13 protein-coding genes and 1 other RNA gene are annotated in these 16,241 nt (G+C 69.5%); 8 read left to right on the forward strand and 6 right to left on the reverse strand.

Annotated elements, in window-relative coordinates; translation table 11 throughout:
* Positions 1–51 precede the first annotated feature (51 nt).
* The 3 genes from epsC to msrA form a co-directional block, all read right to left on the reverse strand.
* Positions 52–636: a serine O-acetyltransferase EpsC gene (gene epsC / locus FFS25_RS02215; protein ID WP_058871204.1), complete on the reverse strand. Its 585-nt coding sequence runs from the start codon at positions 634–636 to the stop codon at positions 52–54.
* A 223-nt stretch (positions 637–859) separates the two neighbouring features.
* Positions 860–1,795, reverse strand: a complete 936-nt coding sequence (cysK, locus tag FFS25_RS02220; RefSeq protein ID WP_137801756.1) for a cysteine synthase A — start codon at positions 1,793–1,795, stop codon at positions 860–862.
* Positions 1,796–1,912: 117 nt separating this feature from the next.
* A complete protein-coding gene (gene msrA / locus FFS25_RS02225) occupies positions 1,913–2,446 on the reverse strand; it encodes a peptide-methionine (S)-S-oxide reductase MsrA (RefSeq protein WP_137801757.1) in 534 nt (177 codons plus the stop codon).
* A 134-nt stretch (positions 2,447–2,580) separates the two neighbouring features.
* Between msrA and FFS25_RS02230 the strand changes: the two genes are divergently transcribed.
* Complete coding sequence (locus FFS25_RS02230) at positions 2,581–3,480, forward strand: Nif3-like dinuclear metal center hexameric protein (protein WP_137801758.1); 900 nt, start codon at positions 2,581–2,583, stop codon at positions 3,478–3,480.
* Positions 3,477–4,208, forward strand: coding sequence for a zinc ribbon domain-containing protein (locus tag FFS25_RS02235; protein ID WP_137801759.1), 732 nt, complete (start codon positions 3,477–3,479; stop codon positions 4,206–4,208). Before FFS25_RS02230 ends, FFS25_RS02235 begins: the two co-directional genes overlap by 4 nt.
* 35 nt (positions 4,209–4,243) lie before the next feature.
* Here the strand turns inward: FFS25_RS02235 and rnpB are convergent.
* Positions 4,244–4,615, reverse strand: an RNA gene (gene rnpB / locus FFS25_RS02240) — RNase P RNA component class A.
* Between the two features lie 44 nt (positions 4,616–4,659).
* On the opposite strand from rnpB, the gene FFS25_RS02245 reads away from it, so the two are divergent.
* Positions 4,660–5,448 (forward strand): YaaA family protein, encoded by a 789-nt coding sequence (locus FFS25_RS02245; protein ID WP_137801760.1) that lies wholly within the window; start codon positions 4,660–4,662, stop codon positions 5,446–5,448.
* A gap of 438 nt (positions 5,449–5,886) precedes the next feature.
* Here FFS25_RS02245 and def read toward each other — a convergent pair whose 3' ends face one another.
* A complete protein-coding gene (gene def / locus FFS25_RS02250) occupies positions 5,887–6,459 on the reverse strand; it encodes a peptide deformylase (protein ID WP_137801761.1) in 573 nt (190 codons plus the stop codon).
* A 173-nt stretch (positions 6,460–6,632) separates the two neighbouring features.
* Between def and sbnA the strand changes: the two genes are divergently transcribed.
* The 5 genes from sbnA (at position 6,633) to FFS25_RS02275 (ending at position 14,519) form a co-directional block, all read left to right on the forward strand.
* The gene (gene sbnA, locus FFS25_RS02255; protein WP_249933727.1) at positions 6,633–7,658 is read left to right on the forward strand and encodes a 2,3-diaminopropionate biosynthesis protein SbnA; all 1,026 of its coding nucleotides are present in this window, start codon (positions 6,633–6,635) and stop codon (positions 7,656–7,658) included.
* A complete protein-coding gene (locus FFS25_RS02260; protein WP_137801763.1) occupies positions 7,651–11,004 on the forward strand; it encodes an FAD/NAD(P)-binding protein in 3,354 nt (1,117 codons plus the stop codon). The genes sbnA and FFS25_RS02260 overlap by 8 nt, the downstream gene beginning before the upstream one ends.
* Before the next feature lie 163 nt (positions 11,005–11,167).
* Entirely contained in the window at positions 11,168–12,319 is a 1,152-nt protein-coding gene (locus FFS25_RS02265; protein ID WP_137801764.1) for a calcium:cation antiporter, read from the forward strand.
* A 226-nt stretch (positions 12,320–12,545) separates the two neighbouring features.
* Complete coding sequence (locus FFS25_RS02270; RefSeq protein WP_171004062.1) at positions 12,546–12,830, forward strand: hypothetical protein; 285 nt, start codon at positions 12,546–12,548, stop codon at positions 12,828–12,830.
* A 171-nt stretch (positions 12,831–13,001) separates the two neighbouring features.
* Complete coding sequence (locus tag FFS25_RS02275; RefSeq protein WP_137801765.1) at positions 13,002–14,519, forward strand: hypothetical protein; 1,518 nt, start codon at positions 13,002–13,004, stop codon at positions 14,517–14,519.
* Here the strand turns inward: FFS25_RS02275 and FFS25_RS02280 are convergent.
* On the reverse strand, positions 14,470–15,378 hold the full coding sequence (locus FFS25_RS02280; protein WP_137801766.1) for a DNA adenine methylase: 909 nt from the start codon (positions 15,376–15,378) through the stop codon (positions 14,470–14,472). The two genes, FFS25_RS02275 and FFS25_RS02280, sit on opposite strands and share 50 nt — an antisense overlap.
* Positions 15,379–16,241 lie beyond the last annotated feature (863 nt).

Consider the following 16,241-nt stretch of genomic DNA (forward strand, 5'->3'; position numbering starts at 1 on the left):
CCGGACTCTCGTGAACGAGAGTCCGGGGCCGTCGTCGTGAACCGGAAGACTTCAGATCCACATGGCCGGATCGATGTAGGCGGCCGGATCCACCAGCGGCTCCTGCTTGTCCGGGGTGCGGGCTCGGGCCTTGCCGGGAATGCCGGTGACCACCGAGTCCTCCGGGACGTCCTTGACGACCACCGAGTTGGCGCCCACGGCCGAGCCGCTGCCGATCTCGATGTCGCCCAGGACCTTGGCGCCGGCGCCCACGGTCACGCCGTCGCCGATCGTGGGGTGGCGCTTGACCTTGGCCAGCGACGTGCCGCCCAGGGTCACGCCCTGATACAGCATGACGTCATCGCCGATCTCTGCGGTCTCGCCGATCACGATCCCCATGCCGTGGTCGATGAAGAACCGGTGCCCGATGGTGGCGCCCGGGTGGATCTCCACGCCGGTCAGGAAGCGCCCGAGCTGGGAGACCGTGCGGGCCACGCCCTTGGTCTGCTCCCGCTCCCAGAGCCGATGCGAGAGGCGATGCAGCCAGATGGCATGCAGCCCCGAGTAGTTCACGACGATCTCGACGTCCGAGCGGGCGGCGGGGTCGAAGGCGCGCGCGGTGTCGATGTCCTCGCGCAGTCTGCTGAGAAAGCTCACGGATCTCCTCATCGAAGCGTCACCGGGCGGGCGGAGCCCGGCGGGGCGGTGGGTCCAGCGGCATCCGTCCCGGCCGGCAGGGACCGAGGGGAGATCGCAGGAGGTCGGGGAAGGCGACGGACCCGCCGCTCGTCGACCCCGTCGAAGGCAGGGAGGGGAGCACGCGGGTCCGTCGGGACCGTACCGCGCCGGTGCTCGGCGCGTTCAGAGGTCGCTGCGGGGATCAGCCCCGGATGTCCTCGTACAGGACGGTGGAGATGTAGCGCTCGCCGAAGTCGCAGACCACCGTGACGATCAGCTTGTCGCGGTTCTCCTCCTTCTTGGCCTCCTCCAGCGCCGCGAAGACGTTCGCGCCGGTGGAGATGCCGCCGAGGATGCCCTCCTTGGTGCCGAGCTCACGCGCCACGCGGACGGCGTCGTCGACCTCGACGTCGTAGACGTCGTCGTAGACCTCGCGGTCCAGGACGTCCGGGACGAAGTTGGCGCCCAGGCCCTGGATCTTGTGCGGGCCGGCCTTGCCCTGCGTGAGGATCGGGGAGTCGGCCGGCTCGACGGCGACCACGCGCACATCCGAGTTCTGCGACTTGAGGTAGGAGCCGGCGCCCGTGATGGTGCCGCCGGTGCCGATGCCGGCGACGAAGACGGCGACCTGGCCGTCGGTGTCCTCCCAGATCTCCGGGCCGGTGGTCTCGCGGTGGACCTTAGGGTTGGCCTCGTTCTCGAACTGGCGGGCCAGGATGGCGTTGTCCGAGGACTCGACGAGCTCGCGGGCCTTCTCGACCGCCCCGCGCATGCCGTCGGCACCCGGGGTCAGGACGATCTCGGCACCGTAGGCGCGCAGCATGGCGCGGCGCTCGGTGGACATGGTCTCCGGCATGGTCAGGATGACCTTGTAGCCGCGGGCCGCCCCGACCATGGCCAGCGCGATGCCGGTGTTGCCGGAAGTGCCCTCCACGATGGTGCCGCCGGGGCGCAGCTCGCCGGAGGCCTCGGCGGCGTCGACGATCGCGCGGCCGATGCGGTCCTTGACGGAGTGTGCGGGGGAGTAGAACTCGAGCTTCACGGCGATGTTGCCGGGGAGGTCCTTGTCGAGCTCGTTGAGTCGCACCAGCGGGGTGCCGCCGATGAGCTGGGTGACGTTGTCGTGGATCTTGCCCATGATGATTCCTTCCGAAGGGGATCTGCGGTGCCCTGGCAGCCGCGGTGAGACGGCATCCGTGTGCGGGGCGATCGGACTCTGCTCGAGCCTAACGGCCGAGGCCGCGGCGCCTGCGAGTCACGAGGTGGTCAGAAACTCTGCGTAACCTTGCCGGACCTTGGCCAGCTTGGGATTGATGACGAACTGGCAGTACCCGTTATAGGGCTGGCGGGCGTAGAAGTCCTGGTGGACCGGCTCGGCCTCCCAGACGGTGCCCAGCGGCTCGAGCGTGGTCGCGATCGGGCGCTCGAAGTTCGGGGCCATCCGCTCAATGGCCTGCTGGAAGAGCTGCTTCTGCTGCTCGTCGGCGTAGAACATCGACGAGCGGTACTGCGGGCCCTCATCCGCTCCCTGGCGGTTCAGGCTCGTGGGATCGTGCGAGGTGAAGAACAGATCCAGGATGATCTCGGGGGAGACGACCTCCTGGTCGAAGCTCACCGCCACCGCCTCGGCATGGCCGGTCTGACCGGAGCAGACCTGCTCGTAGGTCGGGTGGCTCACATGGCCGCCGGTGTAGACGGAGACGACGTCGCTCACGCCGCGGGTCTTGCGGTAGATGGCGTCGAGGCACCAGAAGCAGCCGGCGCCCAGGACGTAGGTCGTGGTGGTCATGGTCGGTGGAACCTTCCTCGCGGCCTCGGTATTCCTGCGCTCGACCTCCTGCCGATCCGGCCTCGGGAGGGTCCCAGCGGTGAGGTCCCGACCGGCCGGGCGCGCTGTCGTCGTCTCCTCCTAGACTCGGTGCCATGAGCGAGATCCCCACGCTGGCAGAGGTCGTCGACGCCGCGGATCGGCTGTGGCCGCTGCGCACGCAGCAGTCCTGGGATGCCTCGGGGCTGATCGCGGGGCGACCGGAGGCCCCTGTGCGCCGGATCCTGATGGCCGTGGACGCGGTGACGCCCACCGTCCAGGAGGCCGTGGAGACGGAGGCGGATCTGCTGCTGACGCACCATCCGCTGCTGATGCGCGGGGTGTCCACGGTGGCCGCCGACACCTACAAGGGACGGGTGCTCCACGAGCTGATCGAGCGCCGGATCGGGCTGCTGGCTTGCCACACCAATGCCGACGCCGCGCGCGACGGCGTCTCCGATGTCCTGCTGCGCGCCTGCGGCGTGGAACGGATGCAGCCCCTCGAGCCGTCGTCGGAGGATCCGGAGATCGGGATCGGCCGTGTGGGCGACCTGGACGAGCCCGTGCGCCTCGTCGAGCTCTCCCAGCGGCTGGCCGCCGTGATCCCGCCGACCGCCCAGGGCGTGCGCGTGGCAGGGGATCCCGACCGGATGATCCGCCGCGTGGCGGTGTGCGGCGGCTCGGGGGACTCTCTGTTCGAGACCGTGCGGCATGCCGAGGCGGATGTCTACGTCACCGCCGATCTGCGCCATCACCCGGCTTCGGAGGCGCGCGAGACCGCACTGACCGGCGACGGCTCACCGGCGCTGATCGACCTCTCGCACGCGGCCAGCGAGTGGTTGTGGCTGCCCGTGGGCGCGGCCGCGCTGCAGGAGGAGCTCTCCGCGCGCGGGTTCCAGGCCGAGGTCCGGGTCTCGCGGCGTCGCAGCGACCCCTGGGACTTCCGGGTGCCCAGCCCGCACGAGCCCCCGCAGGACGTGTGGGAGCCGAGCCGATCGACAGGAGCCGCATCATGACCACCGCCGCCCCTGAGCAGTTCGAGGCGCTGCTGGCGCTGCAGTCCCGCGATTCTCGCGCTGCGACCCTGCGCGAGCGGCTCACGGCGCTTCAGAAGGAGCCCGAGCTCGTGGAGTCCCTCAAGCGCCAGCGCGCCGCCGTCGCCAAGGCCAAGGAGCTGCAGGCCCGGGGCGCTGAGCTGGAGGGCGCCCGGGACGCCGCCCATCAGAAGGTCGATGACCTCCTCGGCCGGCTCGAGACGGAGCGTGCCCGGCGCGATGCCGGCGGATCCGCCAAGCAGGTCTCGGCCCAGACCCGGCAGATCGAATCGCTGACCGGGCAGGTCGAGAAGGCCCGTGCCGGGGCCGAGCGCGTCGATCAGGAGCTGGCCGCCTTCCAATCCCAGCGCGACGAGCTGATGCCGCGGCTCAAGGCCGCAGATGCCGACGCCCGCGCGCGCGTGAGTGCGGCTCAGGAGTCCGGCAAGCAGATGCGGGAGGAGCTGGCCGGGCTGGATCAGGGCCGGCAGGACGCAGTGCTCGCCGTGGGCAACGATCAGCTGGTGGCGCGCTACGAGCGGATCCGCGGCGGCGGCACGGGACGGGAGAAGATCGCGGCGGCGCGTCGTCAGGCCTCGGCCTGCGGAGCCTGCGGCAGCCCCATGAGCCCCGCGGAGGTCTCGGCCCTGGAAGCCGATCCGCAGACGGTGGCCGCCTGCTCCGACTGCGGCGCGATCCTGGTGCCCTGAGAGCGCTTGCGGAGGTGCCGGAGCGGGGATGTCGAGGGACAGGACGGCCTGTGAGCCGGGTTCTGTGCACGTGCCCGGTCGCCCGGGGCACGGCGGTGATCATCCATCTAGGCCCATCGTTGCCGATGGGCTCGAGCGGCCTACCCGGATGCAGGACGAGCAGCCCTGTCGCACCCTGTCTGACCTTGCTCCGAACGGGGTTTGCCTAGCCGCACCGGTCGCCCGGCGCGCTGGTGGTCTCTTACACCACCCTTTCACCCTCACCGCACGGCAGGCCGTGGGCGGTCTGCTCTCTGTGGCACTTTCCTGCGGGTCTCCCCGAGTGGCCGTTAGCCACCGTTCTGCTCTGCGGAGCCCGGACTTTCCTCGAGGCGCACATGGCGCCGCGCGATCACCCGGCCGTCCTGTCCAGGCGACCACTGTACCCGTCTGCGGCCGATAGCATGCTCGGATGCTGATCCTGCTGCCGCCCTCCGAGACCAAGACCCAACCCGCCTCCGGGGATCCGGCGCAGCTGCAGGAGCTGTCGCTGCCGCAGCTGAACGACGACCGCCTCCGGGTGCTGAAGGCGCTGGAGAAGGTCAGCGGGCAGCGCAATGCGCTCGAGGCACTGGGCGTGGGGGCCTCGCTCGCGCCGGAGGTGCAGCGCAACCTGTCGCTGCGGACCGCACCGGCGGCACCGGCGCTGCAGATCTACACCGGGGTGCTCTACGACGCGCTCGGGACCGAGACGCTCACCGCCGAGCAGCGCCGGGTCGCGGAGCACTCCGTGGTGGTGATCTCGGCCCTGTGGGGCGCGGTGCGGCCCACCGATCGGATCCCCGCCTACCGGCTGTCGATGGGCACGGCCCTGCGAGGGCTGGGCAAGCGCGAGCCGGTGAAGCTGTCGTCGTTCTGGAAGCCGCGGCTGGGGGAGGCGCTGGGCACGCAGACCGAGGGCCAGCTGATCATCGACTGCCGCTCCTCCGCCTACTCGGCAGCCTTCGCCGCCCCGTCAGAGACCACCGTGGCCGTCCGCGCAGTCACTGTCTCCGACGACGGCCAGCGCAAGGTCGTCTCGCACTTCGCCAAGCACACGCGCGGCGAACTGGCGCGTCACGTGCTGGAGCAGCTCGCCCAGGGCCGCCGCGTCGAGACGGCCCAGGAGCTGGCCGAAGCGGCGAGCCAGCGGTGGCGCGTCGAGCTGGAGGAGCCGAGCGGTCGACGGCCCGGTCAGCTGACCGTCGTGCTGCCCGCCTGAGCCGAGCCCTGCCCGGCCGATCAGCAGGACCGGGCAGCGGGCGGGCTACGGTTCCGGGTCTAGGATGTCGGACCTGCTGACTGCCTCCACGCCGACTGTGCCTGCAGCTGCCCCCGCGCAGGAGGTTTCGCGTCCGGTCATCAGAGTGAACGCCGCTCTCCACCTGTTGCTCGTCGTGGGCGTCGCGGCTGCTTGGGGCCTGGGGGATCTCGGCGGCGCCTTTTCGGGCTGGGACTCAACGCCTTCACTTGGACCGATGCTCTGTCGCTGGACTGGTCCGGCGTGGTGGTGCTGGTGCTGTTCGCGGTGATCTTCACCGGGGCGGCGCTGCTGTTGAGGCGCGGAGCGCGCCAGGTCTGAGCGCCGGGCCCGTGCCATCGCGGTGTGCGGTCGTCGCCTCGCGGCTGCTGCCGGGCAGACCGAGGGCCCGATGCCGGATCAGTGTCCGAAGGGGTCTTCATCCACGCCGGGGGTCCAGGTGTTCCCGGCCTCGCGCCAGCCCTCGCCCTTCAGCGCCTTCTTGGCCTTGCGCGACCACTTCTCATCCAGGCGGTCGACGTAGAGCTTGCCGTCCAGGTGGTCGTACTCGTGCTGCATGACGCGGGCGAACCAACCGGTGGCCTCCCAGGCGATGGGCTGGCCGTGCGGATCGAAGCCGGCGATGCGCACCCACTCGGCGCGCTTGAGCGGGAAGCTGTAGCCGGGCACGGACAGGCAGCCCTCGGCCTCCTCATCGGGGTCCGGACGCTGCTCGGAGATCTTGCCGACCGTGAGCACAGGGTTGATGATCTCGCCGCGGTTCGGGGCGTCGTCGTCGTTGTCGAACACGAAGGTGAAGATCCGCAGTCCGACACCGATCTGCGGGGCGGCCAGACCGACGCCGTGGGCTGCGTCCATGGTCTCGTGCATGTCGGCGATCAGCTCGCGCAGCGAGTCGTCGAACTCCGTGACCTTGGCGGCCGGGCGGTGCAGGACGGGATCGCCGGCGATCACGACGGGGCGGACGGACATGCAGGGGCTCCTGGAGCTGGCGGGACGGTGGGGCGGCCGTGCGCGGCGGCGGCCCCGATCCTACCTGGGGAGCCGGTCGCCCACCGGAACCGGGGGCCGACCGGCTCGGGCACGGTCCGGCTCCGTCCATCAGCCTGCTGTCTGTTCCCAGGTCCGTGTGCCAGATTAGGGCCATGACCTCTGAGCCTGCCCCCATCCTCGATGACATCGCCCAGGCCGTGGGCGGCACCCCGCTGGTGCGCATGTCCCGGCTGTTCGACGGCCATCCGGCCGAGGTGCTCGCCAAGGTCGAGTCCCTGAATCCCGGGGCCAGCGCCAAGGACCGTCCGGCACTGGCCATGCTGCGCGATGCGCTGGACTCCGGGCGACTGGCCCCCGGCGGGACCGTGGTCGAGTCCAGCTCCGGGAATCTGGGGATGGCCCTGGCACGCGCGTGCTCGGCGCACGACGTGCAGTTCGTGTGCGTCGTGGATACCCGGGCCAACCGCTCGACGATCGCGGCGATCCGGGCGCTGGGCGGACGGATCGAGCTCGTGGAGCATCCGGATCCGGCCACGGGCGACCTGCTGACCGCCAGGCTGGCCCGCGTTCAGCAGCTGCTGCGGGAGATCCCCGGGGCGGTGAACCTGCACCAGTACGGCAATCCGGCGAATGCGGGTGCCCACCGCGAGGGGACCATGCGCGAGATCGCCGAGGCCATGGAGCACCGCGTCGACGACGTGGTCGCGGCCTGCTCCACGACCGGCACGATCGGCGGCTGCGCCTCCTACATCCAGGAGCATGGGATGCGCACCCGCGTGATCGCCGTGGACGCGCAGGGCAGCGTGCTGTTCGGCGGGACGGCCGGGGCACGACGCCTGCCGGGGATGGGCGCCGGATTCGTGACCGACCTGTCGCGCCGGGTCCAGCCCGATCAGGTGCTGCGGGTCAGCGAGCTCGAGTGCGTGGCCGGCGCGCGTCTGCTGGCCAGGCGCGAGGGCATCCTGGCCGGGGCCTCGACCGGGGCGGTCGTGCACGCCGTGGTCTCGCTGCTGCCGCAGCGCCCGGACGATGCCCGGATCGCCATGGTCGTGCACGACGGCGGCATGCCCTACCTGGACACCATCTACGACGACGAGTGGGTGCGCACCGTCCTGGGAGCCTCCCCGCAGCAGGTCGAGGAGGCCGTGCAGGCTCTGCAGGAGCGGACGCGTGGCTGAGGGCATCCTGCGGCTGGCGGTGATCGGAGCCGGTCCCAAGGCACTGAACGCACTCGATTCCCTGGGCAGACGGCTGCGAGCAGCCGGCCGCGGCGACGGTCCGCGGGAGATCCGGATCGACATCGTGGACCCCTCCGAGCGACCGGGCACGGGCGCGGCCTACGACCCGCGACAGCCCCGGCATCTGCGCCTGAACGTCACGGCGGGGATCGTCGACGCCCATGAGCCGGGGGCCGAGGACCGCGTGGTGCAGCCCTTCCGGCAGTGGGCGCTCGAACAGGGCCGGGACGATGCCGCCGAGGACTACCCGCCCCGGGCGCTGATCGGCGACTACCTGGAGCACGCGTGGTCGCAGGTGATCGCGGCACTGCCCGAGCGGACCCGGGTGCGGGTGCTCCGCGGCCGCGCCGAGCAGCTGCGCCGCCCTGCGCTGGAGCCGCGCGCGTGGGAGGTGCGGATCGAGCCCGCGCGGCGCGCAGGGGGCTCCGGCCCGCTCTGGCACGGCCCGTACGACGAGGTACTGCTGGCCACGGGCCACACCTCGGATCACCCTGCCGCCCTGGCGCACGGATGGGTCGGTCCCGTGCCGCTGATCAGCGGTGTGTACCCCGCCCAGCAGCGGCTGAGCGAGGAGGCCGTGCCCACGGGATCCCGCGTGGTGGTGCGCGGCGCTGCGCTGACCTTCATCGACGCGGCGCTGAGCCTGAGCGAGGGACGCGGCGGCCGCTTCGAGGAGGGCTCCGACGGCCGTCTGCACTACCGACCCAGCGGCCGGGAGCCCGCGGTCATCCTCCCGACGGGACGCAGCGGAGCGCTGCTCGATGCCAAGCCGGATCCCGATTCCGCACCGGCGAGAGCGCTGCAGGAGGGCGAGCGCGCCGAGATCCTCGCAGCGGGCCGCCGAGAGGTCCTCGACGCCTCGGACGTGTCGGAGCTGCTGAGGGCCGTGCAGCGCACGGCGCAGCGGCTCCTGCTGTGCGAGCAGGGGCCCGAGTCCGAGAACAGCCGCGACCCCCTGCGCTCGCCGATCCCGGAGGACATCATCGCGGCGGTGGGGGAGACCCTGCGCCGCGGCAGCGAGCCGGAGCGGTCCTGGGGAAGAGCGGCGAAGCCCGCGGCGGGATCGACCTCGGCTGGACACGGTGCTGCAGCACGGGGTCTGCGCCGCGGGATCGCCGTGGCCCAGGGCCGCGAGCCGGGCGGCCCGGCGTGGGTGCTGGGGCGCGCGTGGTCGCTGCTGTACCCGGCCATCGTGCAGCGGATCAGCTTCGCGCAGATCCCACCGCAGCAGTGGGCAGAGCTCCGCGCGGCGGCCGGGCGCTTCGAGCGGTGGGCCTTCGGACCGCCGCTGCGCAGCGCGCGGCGGCTCGAAGCCCTCGTCGAGGCCGGGATCGTGGATCTGTCCAGCCTGGATGCGGGTGCGCAGATCGGCGCCGACGGCCGGCTGCGGGCCCCCGGCGGGCCGTCGTCCCCGGCCCCGGACGTCGTCGTCGATGCCGTGCTGGCCCCGCCGGGCATTTCGGCGACGGATCCGCTGCTGCACGGGCTCGTGGAGCGCGGTGTGCTCAGCATTCCGCCGGGGCGCCGCGGCTGCTGCATCACGCGCGAGGCGGCCGCTGTGGATGTCGCCGGTCGCCTCGTCCCCGGGCTTTCGGTGCTCGGGCGGCCCACCGAGGACGTCGTGCTGGGCCATGACACGCTGAACCGAGCCCTGCATCCCCAGCCGCAGCTGTGGGCACAGCGGATGATCGAGACCCCTCCCAGGAGAGCCATGACCGCCACCCCGCCGATGGACGACCCCCTGCGCTCTCGCGCCCATGGCAGCCCCGCGCTGCCGGGCCGCCTCGAGCCCTGGATGCAGGAGCTGGTGGGCGATCCCGTCGCGTGCCAGGACCTGCTGGCCGAGCACGGCAGCCCCGTGAACCTGCTGGACCCGGGCCCGCTGGAGGCCAACGCGCAGGAGCTGATCCGTGCGGCGGACCAGCGGGGGGTTGAGCTGCGCGTGTTCGTGGCGCGCAAGGCGAACAAGATGCTCGCGGTGGTGGACAGGGCGCGGGAGCTCGGCCACGGGATCGACGTGGGCAGTCAGCGAGAGCTGCGCCAGGTCCTCGAGCGCGGGGTACCGGGAGAGGACATCGTGGTGACGGCGGCGATCAAGCCGGAGCCGCTGCTGCGGCTGGCCGTGGACTCCGGTGCGACCGTGGTCGTGGACAACCGGGATGAGCTGGCCCTTCTGCGCCGAGTCCTCGTCGGGCGTCCAGCCGGGGCCGCACCCGTCGGGATCGGTCTGCGGCTGGCGCCGGAGCCGGGGCGGGGGATCGCGCCGACCCGGTTCGGGGAGTCGGCGAGCACGTGGCTGGCCGAGCTCGGCGGCGCAGGGGGCTCGGTGAGCGAGTCGGGGCTGGCGGTCACCGGCGTGCACTTCCACCTGCACGGCTACGATCCGGGCGATCGCAGCGAGGGCCTGCGCCAGGCCGTAGCGCTGGTCGATGCCCTTCGCCTGCGCGGGCAGGAGCCGGCCTGGATCGACATGGGCGGCGGCGTGCCCATGTCCTATCTCGAGGACCCCGAGCCGTGGGAGTCGTTCTGGCGGGCCCACGAGCAGGCCGTCCTCAGCGGCGACGAATCGCTGACCTGGCGCGGTGACGGCCTGGGACTGCGTCGGGAGGAGGGCCCCGACGGTCCGCAGCTGGGCGGAGCGCGCGAGCTGTACCCCTATCACCAGAAGCTCACGCGCGGGCCCTGGCTGGGCGAGGTCCTCGACGCCGACCTCGCCTCCGGCAGGGACGACGACGGCGTCGTCGGGGCGGAGCACGACGGCCTCGGCGCGCAGGCCACGGTGGCCGATGCCCTGCGCGCCCGCGGCCTGCAGCTGCGCTGCGAGCCCGGCCGGGCGATGCTCGACGGCTGCGGCATGACCCTGGCCCGAGTGGCCTTCCGCAAGCGGACCAGCGACGGCGTGCCGATCGTCGGGCTGGAGATGAACCGCACACAGTGCCGCTCGACGTCCGCCGACTTCCTCGTAGACCCGCTGCTCGTGCCCGGTCCGCAGCACGACGAAGGCGCGCTGGCCTCCGATCCCGCAGGATCGGAGTCGCCCGTCGACCCCTGGGCGGGGCCGATCGAGGCCTTCCTGGTGGGCGCCTACTGCGTGGAGGCCGAGCTGATCCTCAAGCGGCGCATCGTCTTCCCCCACGGGGTGGCGGTGGGGGACGTCATCGCGCTGCCGAACACCGGCGGCTACCTCATGCACATCCTGGAATCCGCCTCGCACCAGATCCCGCTGGCGGCCAATGCGGTGCGCACGGCCCACGGATGGGAGCCCGATGACATCGATCGGCAGTGAGCGGGTCCGACCGCGGGGGCGACTGCGGGCGGGCACCCCGCTGACAGCCTCCCCGGCGATCGACGACTAGGATCCATGCTCGGAATCGACAGACGCCCGCGGGACGACCCGCATCACCAGCGGCCTGCAGCGGGGACGGCCCCGCATAGGAGGCCTGGTCCTCATGAATTCACCGTCTTCGGCCCTGTGCACCGTGCTGCGCCCAGCCGTCATCCTGCGCCTGCTGCTGGGCTGGGGCTCCTATCTCGCGCTGATTCTGGCCCAGCCCCTTCTGACGGGGCACCTCCCCGCGGCCGCACTGGCGGCGCTGCTGGCGGGCATCATCGCCGTGATCCTGGTCTGCGCCTCATGCGTCGTCGAGCAGGCAGAGCACCTGGCCCAACGGCTGGGGGATCCCTACGGGACGCTCGTGCTGACGCTGTCGGTCGTGCTGATCGAGGTCATCCTCATCTCGGCGGTCATGCTCGGCCCCGGCGAGCACGCGAGCATCGCCCGCGACTCGGTCATGGCGGTGTCCATGATCATCCTCGACCTCGTGATCGGTGCGTGCCTGATCGTCGGCGGTGCACGCCACGGGGGTCTGCGACCCAACCGCGCCGGGGTCTCCGCCTACCTGACGCTGCTGATCGTGCTGGCGGCCACGGCCTTCGCCCTTCCGGGACTGATCGGCGACGACGGCGCGTACACCGGCGCGCAGGCGGTGCTCGTGGCGGCCATGACGATCGTGCTCTACGCGTACTTCCTGCAGCGGCAGATGGGCCCCCAGCGCGCTGACTTCCAGGAGCCGGGCGCATCCTCCGAACAGGAGCCTTCCGCCGCAGCTGCCCCGAGCGCTGCGATCACAGAGGTGCTGCGGGCGCATCGCGCCGAGATCATGCTCCGAGCGCTGGTGCTCGTGGCCGCCGTCGTGCCGATCGTGCTGCTCTCGCACCACATGGCTGCCCTGCTGGACGAGGCGCTCGCGCGCCTGCAAGCCCCGGCGGAGCTGTCCGGGCTGGTGATCGCCGCCATCGTGTTCCTGCCGGAGACGATCACCGCGCTGCGGGCGGCCCTGGCCGGCGAGATGCAGCGGGTCTCGAACCTGTGTCACGGCGCCCTGGTCTCCACCGTCGGCCTGACGATCCCGGCCGTGCTGGTCATCGGTCTGCTCACGGGTCAGGACGTGGTCCTGGCGGCTTCCCCGGCGCATCTGGTGCTGCTGGGGATCTCGCTGCTGCTGAGCGTGACCACGTTCTTCGGCGGCCGGGTCACCGCGCTGCACGGTGCCGGGCACGTGATGGTCTTCATGCTCTACGTCATGACGCTGATCGCCTGAGCCGGACCAGACAAAGGCCCCGGAGTCCGAGGGCTCCGGGGCCTTTCACGGGGTGGCTGAGTAGTACGTTCGGCAACTCCGCCCCAAGACAAAAACCCTGGTCAACCGCCTAAACCGTGGGGTCTACGAGGTCTCGCTACGTCCCCAGAATACCGCTCGGAAAGACGATCGTGGCCCTGTTGTGGGGACTGTCGAGACGGCTCAAACTTTTCTCACCGCCTCCGAGGTGGACGCCCTCGTCGGCGACTACCTGGCAGGGACGAGCGTCAAGGCGCTCGCTGAGAGGTACGGCATCCACCGCGCCACGGTGTTCTCGCACCTGCGTCGTCGCAACGTGCCGAGTCGACGACCGGGGCTGGGCATCGACGAAAAGGCCGAGGCGGTGCGCCTGGCCCGCGCGGGCGTCTCGATGCGTGCGATCGGTCGCCGGATGGGCGTGGACCGTAAGGCCGTGAGGGCAGCACTGGTCGAGGCTGAACTCATTGCGGATGAGCCCGCCAGCAGTTCGTAGCGCCACTATGGGCGCTGATGGCGCAGAGGGCTTCGGCGGACATCATCGCTCCCGACGTGTCTCAGCCCGGAGACCGAGGCGTGCAGCTACCGTTGGAGACGAACGACCGCTCTCGCCACTTCGGCACGGAGGGCGTGGATCGCCGGACGGAGCACGAGAGCAGGGCTGGATATGGCTTACGAGCAGCTACCGATAGTCGAGGTTGACCTCGACCAGCTCCTTCTCGACCTGGAGAACTACCGCATACCGACGCGCCGCGACGACGAAGCAGGTGCGCTGAAGTACCTGTTTGCATCCGAGGACGTCCTCGGAGCGGCGCGCCTGATCCTCCGTGACGGGTACTTCGACAACGAAGTCCCGATCGTGACGTCGGCATCGGCGTCCGGCGGTAGCTCCCCATACACCGTGCTGGAAGGCAACCGTCGAGTCAGCGCGCTCAAGGCGCTCCAGGACCCGACGATCGTGCCCGGCCATGAGGCAGAGATTCGCGCGCTGCTGAAGCGGTACGCAGTGGAGGCGGAGAATCTCCCCGACCGAATCCGTGTCATCGTCGCTCCCGACCGGGCGACGGCTGCACCTCACGTCGCGAGGTTGCACACCGGCATCTCGAAGAGGCGCTGGAGTCGCGATCAGCAGGCAACCTTCTACTATTCGCTCGTCGACGAGCAGACCACGGTCGACGATGTGAAGGCACAGTACCCGGATGTCGAAGTTGCCAGGTTCATGCAGATGGCCGTGATGCGGCGCTTCCTCAGCGCAGCGCCATTCTCCGATCACACCCTCCGGCAGTACGCCGCGAGTGACGACCTGAAGATGTCAGCTTTCGAGTATGCCTACCGAAGAAAGGAAATTGCTTCCGCGATCGGTGTCGAGTTCGACAAGGATGGCATGCTTCTTCCGCGGGCTTCGACGCCTGAGAAGATCGCTGTGAAGTTGACGAAGAAGAAGCTCAACGCTTTGGAGTACCTCGTCAGCGAGTTCCGTGCAGGGCGTCTCAACACTCGCTCACCAGAGTTCAAGAAGCGCAGACAGGAGTATCAGTCCCTGGTGGATCGCCTCAACGGCGTGTCGACTGCGGCTCCGCCCCAACCAGCGCCGCCCACTCCTCCCGCGCAACCGACGCCATCCGGACCATCCCAAGGTGGCCCGTCCGGAGCGCCCGGTGGCCCCAACACTGGCGGGAGTGGAGCTACTCCGAACCCACCCGGCCCCCTTGCCGGCACGGGCAGCCGTGGACCCAACCACCCAGACACGAAGGACACGCTTGATCTGTCGGGGCTTGAATACGAGAACGCGCCGCTAAATCTCAAGCAGCGATACTTCGAGCTGCGCAAGGTCAGCCTCTCGAATCTCCCTATCGCGGCTGCGATCCTCATGCGCTCGGTGCTTGAGGCCACCATCAAGGTTCATTTCGAGGGGTCCGCAACCCCCGCCACTGGCGAATTGAGTGCTGTGTTCAGGCAGGTCGTGCAGGTCTATGGGAAAGAGAGGTCGCTCAAGTCAGGAATTGATGCTATCCAGTCGGGTAACGCACACAAGCACGGATCGATCCAGTGGTTCAACCTCATCGCGCACAGCGCCGATGCTTCTGTGAGTGCGGATGACGTCCGACAGGCATGGAGGGTCGTGAGCCCGCTGCTTAGGCGCTTGTTGCGCCCGCCATCGCAGGCGTCGTCTGCAACGACTTGATCGCCCGCGCGACCGACGGGGATGCCACGAGCAGCTCTTCCGCCTGTCCCGGATACCTGGCGGAGTAGGTGAGTTCCAGTCGGCACTGGAACTGATCTCGGTACAGTTTCTCGATCAGCGGGGCTGTGTCATAGGTCATCAACCAGTGCGCACTTTCAACGGAGTTGACGATCGTCGAGAGTGCCTTGTGGTCTCGTCCGTCGAAGGCATTGAGATAGAGTTGCGAGCCTGCTTGCACATAGGGCGGGTCGATGTACATAAATGACCGGTCATCGTGAGAGTACTGCTGGATCACAGTCCGGCCATCCAGATCAGAGACCGTGATTCGATCCGCTAGAGCGCCGATCGCGGTCAACCGCTCGACCAGGGTGAGTCGGTTGAATCGTGCATCAATCCTGTACTTGCCCTCCTGACGCTGGCCGCCGATAACGCCGGCGTTCAGAATCCCGGAGCGATTGGTTCGATTCAAGAAGAAGAATGCGAAGCCCAAGCGCAGTGCATCGCGCTCGTCCCTTGAGCGATATACCTCCCGCTGGCGCTGCCACTCGTCGATCGTGAGTGGCGTTGACGCGACCATTTCTACGAACTCTGCGTTGTTGCCAACGACGGACTTCCAAAAGGCGTGGACGGCTGGGTCGATGTCGTTGACTACCAGGTGCTGGACGATGCCCTCGCGCAGAAGTGCGATCCCTGCGCCCGCACCTCCGGCGTAGGGTTCAATGTAGCGGGCATCCTTGATTCCAAGAATCTCGATGATGTCAGCGAAGAAGCCAGCGAGCGCAGCTTTTCCGCCGGGGTAGCGCAATGGTGAGAGTGTGCCGTATCGGCGTGATCCGATCACACGCAGGCTGTCAGTCATTGGAGTCCTTCCTCGCCCGGTGTGCGGCAACACGGCAGCGGGCTGAGCAGAAGCGAGCGTCCCCTCGTCCGAGGAACGCTTGGTCGCAGTGCTCACAATCTCGCCATGCCTCTCGGCGGCGTAGGCGTTCATGGCGCAACGCGCGATCAAGCTCGGTGAGCCCCACGTCACTCAGGCTGCCTAGACGCTTCATGTTACGGATAGTACTCGTTACAGGTGGCATCGCGGTTCGCCACGCGGACGCTCCCGCGAATAGGCCGTTCTTCGGAGTCCGCCGGGTGAATCTCCGTAGCTGCGCCCGTTTCGCTTCGCCCGGGAGAGGACCGCTCGGCAGGGCGGGTGTCCGTGAGGCTCGGTCCGCACACCTCGTCGGTAACGAGCGCCGAGAGGAACCGAAGATGGCCAGTTTGAGGGCTCTTCAGAGTTGAGTGTGGGCGCGCCGGTTGGGTCGGGTAGCTGGGTGTAGACGTCGAGGTCCCCGATGATGATCGGACTTCTACCCCCGCTGATCTCAAGGACCTCGACGATGCCCAACCCGAGCCGTAGGCGCAGACTTTCTTCATGCCATGCGTGCCACGGCATCGCACTGCACGAGGGTAATCGGACGAGGTCAGGCGGCCTTGAGAGGGCACCGGAGCTGCTGCCCGGAACCTCACGGTGCGCGTAGAGCGCAAATGAAGTATTTACTGCTTTACATATGGCTGGCTACCGGCCATTTTTCACAAGAACGACGTCGCCGTCGGGGTTCCTTTGCCGCGCGTCAGACTTAGTGGCAGGGCCGTTATGTAGGTCCTGAAGGAGAGTCAGACATGGGTAGACCACCCTCGATTCCGGCGGAGAAGAAGACCCGGATAGTGCTGAGC

Origin of the sequence: Kocuria sp. 2SI, from assembly GCF_005502825.1 — a bacterium.
Classification (GTDB): domain Bacteria; phylum Actinomycetota; class Actinomycetes; order Actinomycetales; family Micrococcaceae; genus Kocuria; species Kocuria palustris.

Excerpts from the sequence above, each read along its gene's own strand:
- cysK (WP_137801756.1), bottom strand. The coding sequence starts at position 1,795 with ATGGGCAAGATCCACGACAACGTCACCCAGCTCATCGGCGGCACCCCG.
- msrA (WP_137801757.1), bottom strand. The coding sequence starts at position 2,446 with ATGACCACCACGACCTACGTCCTGGGCGCCGGCTGCTTCTGGTGCCTC.
- FFS25_RS02230 (WP_137801758.1), top strand. The coding sequence starts at position 2,581 with ATGAGCGAGATCCCCACGCTGGCAGAGGTCGTCGACGCCGCGGATCGG.
- FFS25_RS02235 (WP_137801759.1), top strand. The coding sequence starts at position 3,477 with ATGACCACCGCCGCCCCTGAGCAGTTCGAGGCGCTGCTGGCGCTGCAG.
- FFS25_RS02245 (WP_137801760.1), top strand. The coding sequence starts at position 4,660 with ATGCTGATCCTGCTGCCGCCCTCCGAGACCAAGACCCAACCCGCCTCC.
- def (WP_137801761.1), bottom strand. The coding sequence starts at position 6,459 with ATGTCCGTCCGCCCCGTCGTGATCGCCGGCGATCCCGTCCTGCACCGC.
- sbnA (WP_249933727.1), top strand. The coding sequence starts at position 6,633 with ATGACCTCTGAGCCTGCCCCCATCCTCGATGACATCGCCCAGGCCGTG.
- FFS25_RS02265 (WP_137801764.1), top strand. The coding sequence starts at position 11,168 with ATGAATTCACCGTCTTCGGCCCTGTGCACCGTGCTGCGCCCAGCCGTC.
- FFS25_RS02275 (WP_137801765.1), top strand. The coding sequence starts at position 13,002 with ATGGCTTACGAGCAGCTACCGATAGTCGAGGTTGACCTCGACCAGCTC.
- FFS25_RS02280 (WP_137801766.1), bottom strand. The coding sequence starts at position 15,378 with ATGACTGACAGCCTGCGTGTGATCGGATCACGCCGATACGGCACACTC.